The organism is Methylobacterium sp. 1973 (assembly GCF_040545035.1).
Lineage (GTDB): Bacteria > Pseudomonadota > Alphaproteobacteria > Rhizobiales > Beijerinckiaceae > Methylobacterium > Methylobacterium fujisawaense.
Genome location: NZ_JBEPLA010000006.1, coordinates 190,489 through 206,323 on the forward strand (window position 1 = coordinate 190,489; position 15,835 = coordinate 206,323).

Annotated in this window: 18 protein-coding genes, 1 tRNA gene and 1 riboswitch; of the genes, 10 read left to right on the top strand and 9 right to left on the bottom strand. The window is 69.2% G+C overall.

The genetic code is table 11. The features are described from left to right. The first annotated feature begins 8 nt into the window (after positions 1 to 8). A complete protein-coding gene (locus tag ABIC70_RS13950) occupies positions 9 to 1,268 on the top strand; it encodes an adenylate/guanylate cyclase domain-containing protein (RefSeq protein ID WP_075379617.1) in 1,260 nt (419 codons plus the stop codon). A 103-nt stretch (positions 1,269 to 1,371) separates the two neighbouring features. Here ABIC70_RS13950 and ABIC70_RS13955 read toward each other — a convergent pair whose 3' ends face one another. Both ABIC70_RS13955 and ABIC70_RS13960 read right to left on the bottom strand, forming a co-directional pair. After that, a complete protein-coding gene (locus tag ABIC70_RS13955; protein WP_354439937.1) occupies positions 1,372 to 2,493 on the bottom strand; it encodes a glycosyltransferase in 1,122 nt (373 codons plus the stop codon). A gap of 416 nt (positions 2,494 to 2,909) precedes the next feature. Continuing rightward, entirely contained in the window at positions 2,910 to 3,419 is a 510-nt protein-coding gene (locus ABIC70_RS13960) for a TIGR02281 family clan AA aspartic protease (RefSeq protein WP_354439938.1), read from the bottom strand. 233 nt (positions 3,420 to 3,652) lie between these two features. Beyond that, positions 3,653 to 3,781, top strand: a riboswitch (TPP riboswitch). A 64-nt stretch (positions 3,782 to 3,845) separates the two neighbouring features. Between ABIC70_RS13960 and thiO the strand changes: the two genes are divergently transcribed. Genes thiO through ABIC70_RS13980 form a run of 4 tightly spaced genes read left to right on the top strand, consistent with a single transcriptional unit; the run spans position 3,846 to position 6,725 of the window. Next, on the top strand, positions 3,846 to 5,069 hold the full coding sequence (thiO, locus tag ABIC70_RS13965; RefSeq protein ID WP_354439939.1) for a glycine oxidase ThiO: 1,224 nt from the start codon (positions 3,846 to 3,848) through the stop codon (positions 5,067 to 5,069). Continuing rightward, the gene (gene thiS, locus ABIC70_RS13970; RefSeq protein WP_111474225.1) at positions 5,066 to 5,278 is read left to right on the top strand and encodes a sulfur carrier protein ThiS; all 213 of its coding nucleotides are present in this window, start codon (positions 5,066 to 5,068) and stop codon (positions 5,276 to 5,278) included. Before thiO ends, thiS begins: the two co-directional genes overlap by 4 nt. A gap of 2 nt (positions 5,279 to 5,280) precedes the next feature. Further along, entirely contained in the window at positions 5,281 to 6,084 is an 804-nt protein-coding gene (locus ABIC70_RS13975) for a thiazole synthase (protein WP_043383279.1), read from the top strand. Next, positions 6,081 to 6,725, top strand: a complete 645-nt coding sequence (locus tag ABIC70_RS13980; RefSeq protein WP_354439940.1) for a thiamine phosphate synthase — start codon at positions 6,081 to 6,083, stop codon at positions 6,723 to 6,725. The genes ABIC70_RS13975 and ABIC70_RS13980 overlap by 4 nt, the downstream gene beginning before the upstream one ends. Before the next feature lie 139 nt (positions 6,726 to 6,864). Here the strand turns inward: ABIC70_RS13980 and ABIC70_RS13985 are convergent, their stop codons facing one another. From ABIC70_RS13985 to map, 6 genes are all read right to left on the bottom strand, one after another. Further along, entirely contained in the window at positions 6,865 to 7,617 is a 753-nt protein-coding gene (locus tag ABIC70_RS13985; protein WP_075379622.1) for a proteasome-type protease, read from the bottom strand. A gap of 44 nt (positions 7,618 to 7,661) precedes the next feature. Beyond that, positions 7,662 to 8,489 carry a transglutaminase family protein gene (locus tag ABIC70_RS13990; protein ID WP_043356055.1) on the bottom strand — a complete coding sequence of 276 codons (828 nt, stop codon included), beginning with the start codon at positions 8,487 to 8,489 and terminating at the stop codon, positions 7,662 to 7,664. Positions 8,490 to 8,510: 21 nt separating this feature from the next. Then, positions 8,511 to 9,458: an alpha-E domain-containing protein gene (locus ABIC70_RS13995; RefSeq protein ID WP_043356057.1), complete on the bottom strand. Its 948-nt coding sequence runs from the start codon at positions 9,456 to 9,458 to the stop codon at positions 8,511 to 8,513. A gap of 65 nt (positions 9,459 to 9,523) precedes the next feature. Further along, entirely contained in the window at positions 9,524 to 10,957 is a 1,434-nt protein-coding gene (locus ABIC70_RS14000; protein WP_043383289.1) for a circularly permuted type 2 ATP-grasp protein, read from the bottom strand. A 96-nt stretch (positions 10,958 to 11,053) separates the two neighbouring features. Further along, a complete protein-coding gene (gene radC, locus ABIC70_RS14005) occupies positions 11,054 to 11,767 on the bottom strand; it encodes a RadC family protein (RefSeq protein WP_502916022.1) in 714 nt (237 codons plus the stop codon). Between the two features lie 39 nt (positions 11,768 to 11,806). Further along, a complete protein-coding gene (gene map / locus ABIC70_RS14010) occupies positions 11,807 to 12,634 on the bottom strand; it encodes a type I methionyl aminopeptidase (RefSeq protein WP_043383292.1) in 828 nt (275 codons plus the stop codon). Between the two features lie 199 nt (positions 12,635 to 12,833). Here map and ABIC70_RS14015 point away from each other — a divergent pair, with 199 nt between their 5' ends. From ABIC70_RS14015 to ABIC70_RS14035, 5 genes are all read left to right on the top strand, one after another. Beyond that, complete coding sequence (locus tag ABIC70_RS14015; RefSeq protein ID WP_043356067.1) at positions 12,834 to 13,091, top strand: zinc-finger domain-containing protein; 258 nt, start codon at positions 12,834 to 12,836, stop codon at positions 13,089 to 13,091. A gap of 12 nt (positions 13,092 to 13,103) precedes the next feature. Next, positions 13,104 to 14,297: an FAD-dependent monooxygenase gene (locus ABIC70_RS14020; protein ID WP_043383295.1), complete on the top strand. Its 1,194-nt coding sequence runs from the start codon at positions 13,104 to 13,106 to the stop codon at positions 14,295 to 14,297. Between the two features lie 33 nt (positions 14,298 to 14,330). Next, positions 14,331 to 14,417: transfer RNA gene (locus ABIC70_RS14025), tRNA-Leu, on the top strand. A 106-nt stretch (positions 14,418 to 14,523) separates the two neighbouring features. Next, positions 14,524 to 14,688 carry a hypothetical protein gene (locus ABIC70_RS14030; protein ID WP_170861835.1) on the top strand — a complete coding sequence of 55 codons (165 nt, stop codon included), beginning with the start codon at positions 14,524 to 14,526 and terminating at the stop codon, positions 14,686 to 14,688. Positions 14,689 to 14,791: 103 nt separating this feature from the next. Beyond that, positions 14,792 to 15,040: a hypothetical protein gene (locus tag ABIC70_RS14035; protein ID WP_043755687.1), complete on the top strand. Its 249-nt coding sequence runs from the start codon at positions 14,792 to 14,794 to the stop codon at positions 15,038 to 15,040. Here ABIC70_RS14035 and ABIC70_RS14040 read toward each other — a convergent pair. Beyond that, on the bottom strand, positions 15,030 to 15,728 hold the full coding sequence (locus ABIC70_RS14040) for a YoaK family protein (protein WP_053610002.1): 699 nt from the start codon (positions 15,726 to 15,728) through the stop codon (positions 15,030 to 15,032). The genes ABIC70_RS14035 and ABIC70_RS14040 overlap by 11 nt on opposite strands. Positions 15,729 to 15,835: the final 107 nt, after the last annotated feature.

Below are 15,835 nucleotides of genomic sequence, written 5' to 3' on the forward strand. Positions count from 1 at the left end.
CTGGCGCCATGCTCGAACGCCGCCCGCCACCGCCCGGATCCCCGACGGCCTTCGCGGACGGATCGGAGGCCGACGACGTACCCTTCGGCGCGCTCCAGCCCTCCGTCGGCATCCGCGACTGGCTGCTCGGCGAGGGGGCGCGGATGCCCAACGCCGAGGAGATGCTCACCGGGCTCGCAGAGCGTCTGATCGCCGTCGGCGTACCGGTGGACCGGGCATCGACGGCCATCGACACCCTGCATTCGGAATATGCCGGCGTTGGCCGGATCTGGACCCGGGACGGCGGCACCACCGTGCGGCTGTTCCCGCACGGCGCCCGCTCGACGGACGCCTATCTCAACAGCCCGTTCCATACGGTCCACGCCACCGGCGACTGGCTGATCCTCGACCTGTCCAAGACGCCGGACGACGCCTACGCGATCGTTCCGGACCTGAAGGCCGGCGGCTACACCCACTACGTGGTGGCGCCGTTGTTCTTCACGAACGGCACCCAGAACGGCATCACCTTCGCCACGCGGGCCCCTGAGGGGTTCCGGGACGACGACATCGCGATCCTGCGCTTCGTCATGCCGGCGCTGGCGGCCGTGATGGAGATGCGCGTCCTCAACAAGCAGCTCGACCACGTCCTGCGGCTCTATGTCGGCGACGAGCCGCACCGGGCGATCCTGGCCGGCGACATCCGCCGCGGACAGGTGACGCGGATCCGCTCGGCGATCCTGTTCGCCGATATGCGCGACTACACCCGGACCTCCGCCGACATGACGCCCGAGGAGGCCGTCGGCCTGCTCAACGTGTTCTTCGACTGCCTCGTGCCGCCGATCGAGCGGGAGGGCGGCGAGGTCCTGAAGTATCTTGGCGACGGTCTGCTGGCGATCTTCCGGGAGTCCGGTGACGACCTCGGCGGCGCGGCCAAGGGTGCGCTCACGGCGGCCCAGCACGCCCTGGCGGCCCTCGACGAAGCGAACGCCCTGCACCAGTTCCCGGTACCGGTGGCCGCGGGCATCGCACTCCACCACGGCGAGGCCGCCTACGGCAATGTCGGGTCCGGCTCCCGCCTCGACTTCACGGTGATCGGCCGCGACGTGAACCTCGCGAGCCGCATCGCGCAGCTGAATCGCACCCTCGGCGAGCCGCTGCTGATGTCCAAGCCCTTCGTGGACTTCCTCTGGGGGGATCCGATCCCGCTGGGCGAGCACCGGCTCAACGGGTTCGACGAGCCGATGGCGGTCTTCCGGCCAAAGTTCCTGCGCCCGCGCAAATCCAGCTGAGCCCCTCTCCGATCGCGTCCTCGATCGCCTCTCGGCGTCAGGAAGCCGTCCCACCCGTCCGCCGTGAACCCTGGCCCGCAGCCGATCCGTGCGCCGCTCGGACTCACCACTTCGGCGCGAACGGCAGAGTGTAGGGGTTGTGTCGGCAACCCCAGACCGGGTCGATCATCCTCGCCATCACCGCCCGGGCCAAGGCGCCGGCATGTATGGCCACCTCCTTCGGGACATGCCTCCGTTCGAGGATCTTCAGGCAGGCATGTCCGCACGCGCTGTACTGGCCGATATGGTACGCGTTGATGGCGAACTCTTCGAGTATGCCGTATTCGTAGACCCACGGATTCAGGGAAATCCCCTCGCTCGGAAGTTCGAGTGCCAGGCCCGCCTCCGCGTATCGATATCCGTCCGCGAACCGCTTCCTCAACCGGCAGAACCGACTGGCCCCGTGGCGCGCTTCCGCCCGCGCGGGGCGGACGGAGGTCGCGCGCTCGTAGAGCTGCAACACCCTGTCCTCCGGCTCATCGAGGCGCTCCGCGTTCACGGCGGCCATCAGCAGATTGTAATAGACCTCCTCGTCCCATCCGCCCAGCTCTGCTCGTTTCAGAAAGCATTCGAGAGCTTTCCTGTATTCTCCAGCAGCATTATACGTTGTCCCGAGGTACATCGTGTATCGGGCGATCATGTGGGGATCGGTCTCGACCGCCAACGCCTTCTTGAGAACGGCGATATCCCGCGCGTCCGCCGTGGTGTCGCGGTGACGGGCGCCGTCATCACCCCGGCGCATCGCGAGGGGAAGGACCGGTGTCTCGGAGACGCCGGGGCAGCTGAGAAATTCGTGCAGGACGCCCCGGTAGCGCCAGTTTTCCCGGCATCTGACCAACTGGGTGCGCCAGTATCGCGTCTGCTCGTCGATGATCTCGAACCGATAGCCGGGCGCATGCAACTTCGGCATCGTGAAGTCGGCCGGGATGACCAGCTCATCATCCGCATCGATGATCAGAGCGTACTGCGCGTGACGCCGCGCGAGTTTCAGGGCCTCGTTCCGATTGAAGGCAAAATCGACCCAGGGGCGCTCGACCAGGGCCCCCGGTATGTCCGCGAGCGCGGCACGGACAATATCCTGTGTTCCATCCGTCGATCCAGTGTCAACGATGATCCAATGATCGATGATCGGACGAACAGAGTCGATGCACCGACGGATCACGTGGGCTTCGTTCTTCACGATCATCGATAAGCAGATCGTGGATTCGCGATTCTTCATCCTGAAGCCGCCCCGTCATGCACTCACGCCTCGAACGCGCAGTCATCACGGCTACTAGCACCACATCAGCGCATTGACAAAACGACCGATTGCTCCATGACAATTCTGATTGATCGGCGTATTTGCAGCTTTATCGGGGTCAAACTCAGAAATATTCAAACAAAATACACTAAGATCTATAAATTAACCGAGAAAGATTGAATTATTCAACCGGTCGGGGACCATCCATCATCGGGCCGTCCGTGGCCTGCGCACCGAATATTTTCCGCACAGGATCGGCCGCGTGATCGACCTGGTCCCGCAGCCGATCCCGGGGAGACGGGCCGCGCCAGCCGCCGTTGGCGCACCGCGACCCCAGAGATCGGCATGGGCGTTCGGGCGTTTCAGCCCCTCAAAGTCATCGTGCTGCCGGAGACGCCGAAATCGCGCAGGCGTCTGAGGAATGACATGCCCAGCAGGCTGGTGGACAGGAGCCCGCGCGGGATCACGACCGCATCGACGTCTCGCACCGTGATCGATCCGATCTGCACGATCGCGATCCGGATCGGCGCCACGCGAACCGTCCCGTTCGCGGTGTTCCAGACGCGCGTGAAGTCGGACGCAGCGACTTGGATCCCGATCCGCGCGGCATCCTCCTCGGAGAACGCGCAGGCGCTCGCCCCGGTATCCACCATCATCGGCAGTGAACGGCCGTCCAGCAGAGCGTTGACGAAGAAGTGGCCGTTGCGGCCAGCCTGGAGGGCCACACCGGCGGCGGCACGGTCTGCGAGATCCGGCTCCGGCGGCGGTGCGACGGCGAGCGCGACCGGCGCCGCCCGCATGCCGTCGCGCACCTTCAGGACGGCCGTGACGCCGAGAAAGCCGAGCATGCAGATCAACAGGATTGTGCGCACGCAAATTCGCCCGTGACGTGGAGTGCCGGCGCCCGGAGGAGGTCCGGGATCCCGGCGATCAGATCCCAGACGCGTGAAGGGATGGTGCGCGCCGCCTATCGCGACCGCTGTCCGCGCGCCGATTCCGGTCCGCTTGGTGTCTGGACTGTCACCGCGACCCGCGGATTGTCACGGGAATGATGCAGGGGCGGCGGCGCGGGGTTGACCGACACAAGCCGTGACGCCACATCTGCGTCTGTTCCAGGGAGATCCCCGGCAAGGGGCTGAGAAACCGCTGGCACGTCCCTCAGGACGTGCGGCGCGGAAATCCTTCGAACCTGATCCGGCTCATACCGGCGTAGGGATTGGACCGCGGCCGCCCGAAAGGCAGGCCACAGCTTCTGGCAGAAGCGCACGGCCCGCTCCCCGCGACGGCAATCCGCGGAGATGCCTGTGCCCTTCGACCGACCTGCCTCACCGATCGGCCGCCGCCGCAATCCCGAGAGCGTCGTCGCGCCCGCCGTCCTGCCGGCGCGGACCGACGTCGCCGTCATCGGCGGCGGGCTGATCGGTCTGTCGATCGCGTGGCGGCTCGCGCGGGCCGGCCGCACGGTGACCGTGCTGGAGCGGGAGACGATCGGCGCGGGCGCGAGCCTCGCGGCCACCGGCATGCTGGCTCCGGCCGCCGAGCACGAGCCCGGCTCGGACCCGCTTCTGCCGCTCGCCCTGGACTCGCTCCGGCTCTGGCCCGGCTTCCGCGACGCCCTTGAGGCCGAGTCCGGCCGAACCATCGACTATCGGGCCGACGGCACCCTGGTGCTGGCGGTCGGCCGCGACGAGGTCGAACGCCTGCGCTTCCGCTACGACCTGCAGCGCCGCTCGGGACTCGACGCCACCTGGCTGCCGGGCAGCGAGGTGCGGCGCCTGGAGCCCGGCCTGCGCCCCTCCGTCACCGCCGGGATCCACTGCCCGCTGGACCATCAGGTCGATCCCCGTCTGGTCATGGAGGCCCTCAACGAGGCTTGTCGCCGGGCCGGCGTGATCCTGGTGGAGCGGACCGCCGTCACCACCCTCGACTGGTCGGGCGGCCGCGTGACCGGGATCCGCGCCGCCGACCGCGTCGTCGCCGCGGAGACCGTCATCCTGGCCTCCGGCGCATGGAGCGGGGAGGGCGGTCTGCTCCCCGACGCGCTCGCCCTTCCGGTCCGCCCGCTGAAGGGCCAGTCCCTGGCGCTGCGCACCACCGCCCGCACCGGCACCCTCGCGCGGATGGTCTGGACCGAGCAGGTCCACATGGCGCCGAAAAGCGACGGCCAGCTCATCGTCGGCGCGACCGTGGAGGATTGCGGCTTCCGGCCCGGCGTCACCGCGGGCGGGCTCTACGCGCTGCTGGAGGGCGCCCGCCGGGTGCTGCCCGGTATCGAGGAGATGGAAGTCGAGGCCGTCTGGAGCGGCTACCGCCCGACCTCGGACGACGACGCGCCGATCCTCGACACCATCGCACCGGGCCTCGTCGCCGCCACGGGGCATCACCGCAACGGCTACCTGCTCGCCCCGGTCACCGCCGAGGCGATCGCCGCGCTGGTGTTGCACGGCGCGCTGCCCGAGGTCGCCCGTCCCTTCACCCGCCTGCGCTTCGGCCAGCCGGACGCGCTGAGGGCCTCGGCATGAAGCTCGTCGTCAACGGTGAGCCGCGCGACTGCGCGGCCGAGACGGTGGACGCGCTGTTCCGCCTCGAGGCCGCGGAGAGCGGCATCGAGAGCCCGCAGGGCGTCGCCATCGCGCTGAACGGCCGGGTGCTGCGCCGCCGCGACTGGGAGGAAACCCGGATCGCGGAGGGCGACCGCGTCGAGATCGTTCGCGCCATGCAGGGAGGTTGAGCATGGATCAGACCCATACGCCGCTGCGTCCCGAAGGTGGGGATGACAGCCTGACCATCGCCGGCGTGAGCCTGTCGTCGCGACTGTTCATCGGCACCGCCGGCTATCCGACGCAGGCGATCATGCGCGACGCCGTCCAGGCGAGCGGCGCCGAGGTGGTCACCGCCTCGATCCGCAGGGTCTCGCTGCAGGGCCACGGCTCGGACACGGTCAAGATCCTGAAGGGCAAGCGCTTCCTGCCGAATACTGCCGGCTGCGAGACGGCCCGCGACGCGATCATGACCGCCGAACTCGCCCGTGAGGCGCTCGATACCAACTGGATCAAGGTCGAGGTGATCGGTGACCGGGAGACGCTCTACCCGGACGTGATGGAGCTGATCGAGGCCTGCCGCCATCTCGTCGATGACGGCTTCGTGGTGCTGCCCTACTGCAACGACGACCCGATCGTATGCCAGCGCCTGGAGGATATTGGCTGCGCCGCCGTGATGCCCATGGGCTCACTGATCGGGTCCGGGATGGGCATCGCCAACCCGGCCAATCTCGAACTGATCTGCCGCCGGGCGAAGGTGCCGGTCGTGGTCGATGCCGGGATCGGCACCGCCTCGGATGCGGTGATCGCCATGGAACTCGGCGCCGCCGCCTGCCTGATCAACACCGCGGTGGCCAAGGCCGACGATCCCGTGCGCATGGCCCGCGCCATGGGCCGGGCGGTGGAGGCCGGACGCGACGCGTATTGCGCCGGGCGCATTCCCCGCCGCGGCCGGGCCGAGCCATCGAGCCCGCAGCTCGGCCTCGTCGGCTCGTGAGGGCGCTGCCGTCGCCGCTGCTCGCGGTGACGGACCGGCACGGGCATCCACGGCCGCTCGCCGAGACGGTGCAGGCGATCCTCGATGGCGGCGGGCGCTGGATCTGGTTCCGGGATCGCGATCTGGAGACGGACGCCCGTCGGCGCCTCGGCGAGGCCGTGGCAGAGCGCGTGCGGGCCGCGAAAGGCGTCCTGACGGTCGGCGGTGACGTCGCGTTGGCGCGCGCCCTCGGGGCCGACGGCGTCCATCTCGGCGGCGGCTCGGGACCGGAGGCCATCGCGGCGGCACGGGCGGCGCTGGGAGAGCGGGCGCTGATCGGCGTGTCGGCCCATGCGGCGCACGAGGTTGCCCAGGCGGCGTCGGCCGGCGCCGATTACGCCACCCTCAGCCCGATCTATGCGACCGCCAGCAAGCCGGGCTACGGCCCGGCGCTCGGCCTCGCGGGGCTCGCGGCGGCCTGCGATCGCGAGCTTCCGATCGTGGCGCTCGGCGGTCTCGACGCGGACCGAATCGGCGGATGCCGGGCCGCCGGGGCGGCGGCGGTCGCCATCATGGGTGGGCTGATGCGAGCGCGCGAGCCGGCCGAGGCCGCGCAGGCCGTCCTGAAGGCCTGGAGCTCGGCCGATCGCGCCCCCGCGTGAGGGGCGCAACCTGGTCGGCGCACGGGCCTCGCGACCGGCACGGACCCGGGGCCCTTTGCTCCGCTCGGGACGACGGGCGGGGCGATATCAACCGCGAGTCCGCGCGGACACGGCGCCGGATCGGATCCTCGCGCAAGCCCTATTTGTCCGCCGGCCCGTAAGGCGGCCGCGGGATGGCCCGATGCGCGGCCCGGAGCGCCGCCGACCAGCGCTCGCGCAGGTCGTGGAAGTAGCCCTCACCAGCCTCGATCCGGTGATTCACTTCCAGCGTCAGTGCGTTCCGACGAACCAAGGCGATGTCGATCGGCAGCCCCACGCCGAGATTCGACCGCATGGTCGAATCCATCGAGACGAGGCTGACCTTCAGGGCGTCGTACAGCTCGGTCGTGTATCTCACCGCCCGGTCGAGGATCGGCTTGCCGTACTTGTGCTCGCCGATCTGAAGGAAGGGCGCATCGGTGCTGCACTCGATGAAATTGCCGGCCGAATAGATCAGGTACAGGCGCATCTCGCCATTCCCGATCTGGCCGCCGAACAGCAGCGAGATCGAGAACCGGATGCTGGCCGCCTCGAACCCGTCCTTCTCGATCGCCCGCACCCGTCGGATGGCCCGGCCGATCAGCTGCGCGGCCTGGAACATGGTCGGCGCCTCGACGAGCTTCTGCGGCGGCTCGTCGTCCTCCTCGCCGGGCACGCCCTCCTGAAGCATGCTGAGAACAGACTGGGTGATCGAGAGATTACCGGCCGAGGCGAGCATCATCACCCGCTCGCCCGGCACGTTGAAATGGTGCAGCTTTCGGTAGGTCGAGATATCGTCGAGCCCCGCATTGGTGCGGGTGTCGGCGACCATCACCAGCCCTTCCTCGACCAGGACACCGACGCAGTAGGTCATCGTCTTCGGGTTCTCCTACGGCCGGCGGACCGGTGTCTGAACGATCAGGATTGGGCGGCGGTCCTGCCTTGCTCGACCCGGAGCTTCACGTCCAGTGTTTCAGTGCCACCCCCCGTGCGGCTGCCGCGGATCGGGGCTGCGCCGAGATAGTCCAGGCCCGTTGCGACGCGGATGTAATTGTCCGAGGGGCTGACGTCGTAGCACGGATCGAACGCCACCCAGCCGAGATCCGGCACCAGGGCCTCGACCCAGCCATGGGGCGCCTCGACATCCGCCTGCCCGTCGTCCCGGGCCCGGTAACCGGCCACGTAGCGGGCCGGGATGCCGATGTGGCGGGCGGCGGCGAGGAAGACGTGGGCGAGATCCTGGCAGACGCCGCTCCCGGCCGCGAAGGCCTTGGCGGCTGGAACCGCGCTGGAGGCGGGGCCGGGCTCGTAGGTCACCGCGCCGCGGACGGCGCCCATCAGCCTGTGGAGGAGAGCCAGAACCGCACCGTCGCCCTCCGCGGCGACGCGTTCCGCGAAGGCGTGCAGCTCGGGGCTCGCTGCGCACAGGTCCGTGTCGCGCAGGAAGAACTGATCAGGCAGGCGCTCCACAGTGCCGCGCACGACACCGTTCGTGTCATCGGTATCGACCTCGCCGGTCACGCGGATGGTGAGGGCGTCGGCCGGCTCGTCCGGCGTGAACCAATGGACGACATTGCCGAACCCGTCCTCGCGGGCGGTGAGCCGCCCGTCGATGGTGGTGTCGATCCGCCATGTGCGGACGTATTGGCCGTCATGATCCCGGGGCGTCAGCCTCAGGACCTGCACGAGCCCGCGGGCCGGCTGCTCGTAGGTGTAGATGGTCTCGTGAACCACGCGGATGCGCATGCGCTGTCCTGTCCGTCTCGTTCAGCCGACCAGATACTGCTTGGCGATCGCCTCGCCCACCCTGTTGTTCTCGGCAATGAACGCTTCGACGAATTCGTGCAGCCCTGAGGCGAAGACTCGGTTGATATCCTCGCCTTCCAGTTTCGCCAGCATGTTGCCGGCGAGCCGCTGGCTCGGGCCCCGGCGCCCGTAGGCGTCGGCGATGAGATCCAGATACTCGACGATCACGCCGTAGCAGTTGGCGAAGGAGCGCGGCATCTGCTTGTTGAGCATCAGCAGGTCGGCCACCAGCAGCGGCTTGACGCTCTCGCGATACACCCAGTGATAGGCATTGAACGCCGAGACTTCGCGCAGGATCGTGGTCCACTGGAAGTAGTCGAGGCTGCCGCCCACCGTCTCGTCGTGCGGCAGCAGGATCTGGTACTTCACGTCGAGGATGCGGGCGGTGTTGTCGGCCCGCTCGATCGCCGTGCCGAGCCGTGTGAACCAGAAGGCGTCGTTGCGCAGCATCGTCCGGAAGGCCGAGCCATCGAAGGTCAGCGAGACGGTCTTCACCCAGTCGAGGAAGCGGCCGAACTCGTCGCGGTTGAGGTCCTTGCCGGCGTAGTTGCGCAACTCCAGCCACGCGCCGTTGATCGCGTCCCACATCTCGGTGGTGAGCGCCGTGCGCACCGAGCGGGCATTCTCGCGGGCCGCCTCGATGCAAGAGCGGATCGAGGACGGGTTGTGCGGGCTGAAGGCCAGAAAATCGCAGACCGTGTCGGCGTTCACCGCACTGTAGTGCGTCTTGAACGCGTCCGGGTCGCCGGCCGAGGCGAGGGCGGATTCCCACTCGTTGCTCCCGCCGCCGCCGTAGCTCGTCGGCAGCGAGGCGAAACGGTGGGCCGCATCGAGGATGCGGGCGACGAAGTCGGCCCGCTCCACGTAGCGCGAGAGCCAGAAGAGATTGTCGGCAGTCCTGGAAAGCATCGGTCTTCAGCCAAGTCGTGCGGACCACGGTGTCCGCGCCTCGGAACGTCCGGACGTCGCGGACCTTAGGCGTCGAGCACCCAGGTGTCCTTCGTGCCACCGCCCTGGCTGGAATTGACCACCAGGGACCCTTCCTTCAGCGCCACCCGGGTCAGACCGCCCGGCACGATCCGGATCTTGTCCGCCCCGCACAGCACGAAAGGCCTCAGGTCGACGTGACGGGGCGCAACGCCGGAGGCCACGAAGGTCGGGCAGGTGGAGAGCGAGAGAGTCGGCTGGGCGATGAACCCGTCGGGCGCGTGCTTGAGCTTTCGGGCGAAGTCGTCCAGCTCGCGCTTGCTGGCGTGCGGGCCGACCAGCATGCCGTAGCCGCCCGAACCGTTGACTTCCTTGACCACCAACTCGGAGAGGTTGTCCATGACGTACGCGAAGGCGTCCTTCTCGCGGCAGCGATAGGTCGGCACGTTGTGCAGGATCGGCTCCTCGCCGGTGAAGAATTTCACGATCTCCGGCATGTAGCTGTAGACGGCCTTGTCGTCCGAGATGCCGGTGCCGACCGCGTTCGCCAAGGTGACGGAGCCGCGCTCGTAGGCGTTCATCAGGCCGGGCACGCCCAGCACCGAATCGGGCCGGAAGACCAGCGGGTCGAGGAAATCGTCGTCGAGGCGGCGGTAGATCACATCGACCTTCCGCGGCCCCTCGGTGGTGCGCATGTAGACCACGTCGTCCTTGGTGAAGAGGTCGGATGCCTCCACCAGCTCGACGCCGAGCTTGTCGGCCAGGAACGAGTGTTCGTAGAACGCGGAATTGTACCGGCCGGGCGTCAGCAGCACGACCGTGGGGTCCCGGGTCGTCGAGCCCGGCGCGAGGCTGCGCAGGGTTGCGAGCAGGGAGTCCGGGTAGTTCTCCACCGGCGCGACCCGGTGCTTGGAGAACAGGTCCGGGAACAGGCGCAGCATCACCTCCCGGTTCTCCAGCATGTAGGAGACGCCCGACGGGATCCGGGCATTGTCCTCCAAGACGAAGAAGTCGTTCTCGCCGGTCCGCACGATGTCGATACCGGCGATGTGGACGTAGAGGTCGTGGGGGACCCGGAAGGACCGCATCTCCATGCGGTAATGGGCGTTCCGGTAGACGAGATCGGCCGGGATGATGCCGGCCTTGATGCACTCCTGGGCGCCGTAGATATCCTTCAGGAACAGGTTGATGGCGGTGACCCGCTGCTTCAGCCCACGCTCCAGGAAGGCCCATTCCGGCTTGGTGATCACCCGGGGAATGATATCGAACGGGATCAGGCGCTCGGTCGACTCGTTGTCGCCGTAGACCGCGAAGGTGATGCCGATCCGTCGGAAGAGCAGCTCGGCCTGGCTGCGACGGGTGTTGAAATGCTCGGGTGGCGTGGATTCCAGCCAGGCCTTGAGCTGGCCATAGGCGTCACGGACGGCAGCCGGATCGGACGCGCCGATCCCGTTCATCTCGTCGAAGGCCGTCACCGCCATCTCACTCCTCCCGTACGCTCCCGCTTCTGAGGCAAGAGGCGCGCCATTCATTCATGGCTATATCCGCAGGCGATAACGCTCAAGGCGGCCGGAGGATCAGATGAGCTTCAGGCCTTTCAGGCTAGCGTGACCGTTGCGGCCGAGGATCACGTGATCGTGCACCACGATCTTCAGCGGCGCCAGGACGGTCACGATCTCGCGGGTCATCGCCACGTCGGCGGCGGACGGGGCCGGATCGCCGGACGGATGATTGTGGGCCAGGATGATCGCGGTCGCCGACAGTTCCAGCGCCCGGCGGGCGACCTCGCGGGGATAGACCGGCGTGTGGTCGACGGTGCCGCGCCCCTGCACCTCGTCCGCGAGGAGGTGGTTGCGCTTGTCGAGGAACAGGATGCGGAATTCCTCGCGCGGCGCGAACGCCATGGTGGCGCGCAGGTACTCATGCAGCGCGCTCCACGATGCCAGAAGCGCGCGCTCGCGGATCGCACCGCGGGCAAGCCGCCGGCCCGCCGCCTCGATCACCTTGAGGTCCGAGGCGACCCCGGCGCTCACCCCTTCCACCTCCAGGAGCCGCGCCGGCTCGGCGCTGACCACCTCGGCGAAGCTGCCGAACCGGGCGACCAGCGCCTTGGCGAGCGGCTTCACGTCGCGCCGCGGGATCGCCCGGAACAGGACGAGTTCCAGCAATTCGTAATCGGGGAGCGCGTCGCCGCCGACCGTCGCGAACTTCTCCCGCAGGCGGTCCCGGTGGCCGTGGTAGTGCGGCGGCTCCTTCTCCACGGACGACGGGACGGCACTGTCAGCGAACAGCCCCGCCTCACCCTCGTCCGGCCCCGGCGCCACGGCCGGTCAGGCCGCCGGGTTGACGGGCTGGTGCAGCCCCTTCGGCGAGATCGTAAAGATCTCGACGCCGGTCTCGGTGACGCCGACGGTGTGCTCGAACTGGGCGGAGAGCGAACGGTCGCGGGTCACGGCGGTCCAGCCGTCGCCCAGCACCTTCACGGCGGGGCGCCCGAGATTGATCATCGGCTCGATCGTGAAGAACTGGCCGGGCTTGAACGGCACGTCGTAGCTCGCCTCGACGTAGTGCAGGATCGTGGGCGCGTCGTGATAGGTGCGTCCGAGCCCGTGTCCGCAGAAGTCGCGCACCACCGAGCACCGCTCGCTCTCGGCAAAGGATTGGATCGCCCGGCCGATGTCGTTGGTCGAGCCGCCGGGCTTCACCGCCGCGACGCCGCGCATCAGCGCCTCGTAGGTGATCTCGCACAGGCGCTGGGCCTTGCGCGGCACCTCGCCGACATAGGCCATGCGGCTCGAATCACCGTGCCAGCCGTCGAGGATCAGGCAGATGTCGAGGTTGACGATATCGCCCTCGCGCAGGGGCTTGTCGTTGGGGATTCCGTGGCAGACCACGTGGTTGATCGAGGTGCAGATCGACTTCGGATAGCCGCGATAGAGCAGCGAGGCCGGATAGGCGCCGTGATCCATGGCGAAGGTGTAGGCGAGCTTGTCGAGTTCCTCGGTGGTGACGCCGGGCTGCGTCGCCTCCATGAGCAGGTCGAGGGCCTCGGCGGTGAGGCGCCCGGCCCGGCGCATGCCCTCGAAGCCCTCGGGACCGTGAATCGGCGGTTCCGGGGCGCGGCGCGCACCCTGCGCACTGGCCTGTTCCTGCTGCATGGTCGGGACTTTTTCGCGGCGTCGTCAATCGGGCGTCGCTCTATGTACGGTGCGGCGCGCTGGAGGCCAAGCCGCGTCCGATGCAGGAGGAGCGAGGCTTGCGCCGGCTGCGGGGCTGGCGGCATAAGCGGCCGCGAGGCGCCCGGGCGCGCGCGGGCAGATTCGCCGCGCGATCGTTCACGGGGCAGGCGAGGGCCGGATGGCAGGCAAGGCGGTACCGCACTTCCACAACGAGCCGGGCGTGCCGGTGATCACCGTGGGCGTGAAGGAGTTCATGTGCATCGGCGCGCTGCCGCCGTTCGACCACCCGCACGTGTTCCTCGACATGGGCGCCGACAACGAGATCATCTGCCAGTACTGCTCGACGCTCTACCGCTACCGGGCCGGCCTGAAGGCCGACGAGGCGGAGCCGCAGGCCTGCGTGTGGCGGGACGACGCCAAGCTCGCGGCGGAGTAGGCGCCGCCCCCCGTGCCCTCTGACAGGCCATCTCTGCGGATCGGGATCGTCGGTGCCGGGATCGGCGGGCTGACGGCGGCTTTGGCGCTGTCGGATGCCGGCCATGCCGTGACGGTAATCGAGCGCCGGACCGGCTTCAGCGAGGTCGGGGCCGGGATTCAGATCTCGCCCAATGCGAGCCGGGTTCTGGCCGGCCTCGGTCTCTCGGCCGCCCTGCGCCGGGCGGCGAGCGAGCCGCCGTCGGTGGAGATCCGGGCCCTCGACAGCGGCCGCCGCATCGGCAGCGTGGCGCTCGGCGCGCAGGCGCAGGCGCGCTTCGGCGCGCCCTACTACGTCATCCACCGCGCAGACCTGCAGACCCTGCTCCTCGACGCGCTTCGCAGTCGTTCGGCGATCCGACTGATGATGGGCCGCACCGTGACGGCCGTCGCCCAGACACCGTCCGAGGCCGCCCTCACCGTCGAGGGCGCGAGCGGTGCCCAGGATGTCGCCTTCGACCTCGCGATCGGTGCGGACGGGATTCGGTCGCGCCTGCGCGCCCATCTCGATACGGCGCCGCTTCGCCCGGGCCAGGCCGCAGCGTGGCGGGCGCTGATCCCCATGGAGGCGGTACCGGAGGAGTTGCGCGGCGCCGCGACCGGTCTCTGGCTCGGCCGAGGCCGGCACGTGGTGCATTACCCGGTGCGGGACGGCCAGTTCCTCAACGTCGTGGCGGTCGTTCCCGAGGCGGTGAGCGACGAGGGCTGGGGCCGCCTCGGGGAGCCGGCCGTCCTGCGCGGGCATCTGCGCGGCTGTGCCGGGCCGCTGCGCGACCTTCTGAGCCTTCCGGATTCCTGGCTGGTCTGGTCGCTCGCCGACCGGGCCGTGGCGCGTCCGCTCGCTCGCGACCGGGTCGCGCTGATCGGCGACGCGGCCCATCCGGTCCTGCCCTACCTCGCGCAGGGGGCGGCCCTGGCGATCGAGGATTCCGCAGTCCTGACGCGTGCCCTCGCGGACCATGCGGATGTGCCGGCGGCGCTCGCCGCGTTCTCGGGCGCGCGGACCGCCCGGGTGCGACGCGTCCAGAAGGCGGCACGGAGCAACGGCCGCACCTATCATGCCGGCGGCGTGGTGGCGCTCGTGCGCAACGCCGTGATCGCCCGGCTCGGCCCGGACGGCATGCGCGACCGCTACGCCTGGCTCTACGGCTGGACGCCCCACGCTTGATCGGGCCCGCCGCCCCCGCTACCGAGGGCGCATGCGGACGTGGCGGAACCGGTAGACGCACGAGACTTAAAATCTTGCGGCCGCAAGGCCGTGCGGGTTCGAGTCCCGCCGTCCGCACCACCCCGCCATCGCGACGCGCCCGTCCGTGCGGTCGCAACCGGTTCGCAGCCCCGTGAAACCCAGCCCGCGCACCGCCCGTCGGACCGGGGCGCCGGAGGAGAATGGCGTGGTCTACGTGCTCATCATCATGCTGGCCGGCTCGGGCTCCGCGATCGGATCGGTCGAGTTCAACAGCAAGCAGGCCTGCGAGGCCGCCGCGAAGCAGATCGCCGAAGCGGAGCGGCCCTATGGCGGGGCCTCCCCGGTCACCGTGTGTGCGCCGCGGGGTTGAGACGCCTGCGGCGCGGGTCGGCCGGGATCGGTCGCATTTGAGCGATCACCGAAACCGGCTCTTGTCGTCTCCCTGCCAGGATCGCCCGCGGGGAGATTCCGACATGATCGACGCCCTTCAGACCGCCACGACCGGCATGACCCGGGCCACCGACCGGCTCGGGAAGGCGGCCGAGACCATCGCGGCGAGCGGTGCCCCGGTCGGCGACACGGCTCTGCCGCCCGCCGCCCAGGTGGATCTCACGAGTGCCGCCGCGGATCTGGTCGGGTCCAAATCGGCCTTCGCGCTCAATGCCGCGGTCGCGCGCACCGCCGACCGCATGATGGGCCAGCTTCTCGATATCAGCGCCTGAGGGCGGGCAGGGCGAGGCAGGCCAGGACCGCGGCCGCCGCGAACAGCAGCGCCACGCCGACGAGCCGATACGCGACCACACCCACCAAGCCGCCGCCCAGGAAGGCGCCGACGGTCAACAGATACAGCCGCAGCCGCACCGGATCATGCGGTTTCAGCCGATCGGACGCGGATGCGTCGCGGTCCAGCCAACGCGCGAGCTCGATCCCGATATCGGTGATCATGCCGGTCACGTGCGTGGTCCGCACCCGCGCCTCGGAGATCTTGGTCACCGCCGCATTCTGCAGGCCCAGGATGAAGCTCAGGCCGAGGACAAGGGTGTGGCTCCGGACCGGCTCGGCAAGCGGCAGGACGAGCAGGCCCACGGCGACGAGGAGGAGCGCCTCCGCGCAGACGCTGTAGGCATATGCGCCGGGACCGGCCTTCCGGCGGCGGCGCCGGATCATCAAGGTCGAGGTCGTTGCCCCGAGCACGAACAGGACCACGAGCAGGCAGGCCTGCGCGGCGAGGACGAGATCGCCCGTGCCTGTGCGGTCGGAGATCGCCGAGACGTTCCCGGTCATGTTCGAGGCGTAGAGGCCGACCGCGTAGAACCCGGCGGTGTTCAGCGCGCCGGCCACCCCCGCAAGCGACAGGGCGAGCGCCCTGTCGGCCGCCGGGCTGCGCGTCTCGCCTTCGTGGACCAGCATGGATGCGTCGGTTGAGTGTCGGAGGCCGAATCGGCCCGATGCCGCCGCCGTCTTAAGCCACGCGCCCGGGCGCCGTCACGGCACCCGGAGCGCCCCTGGGCTCCCTA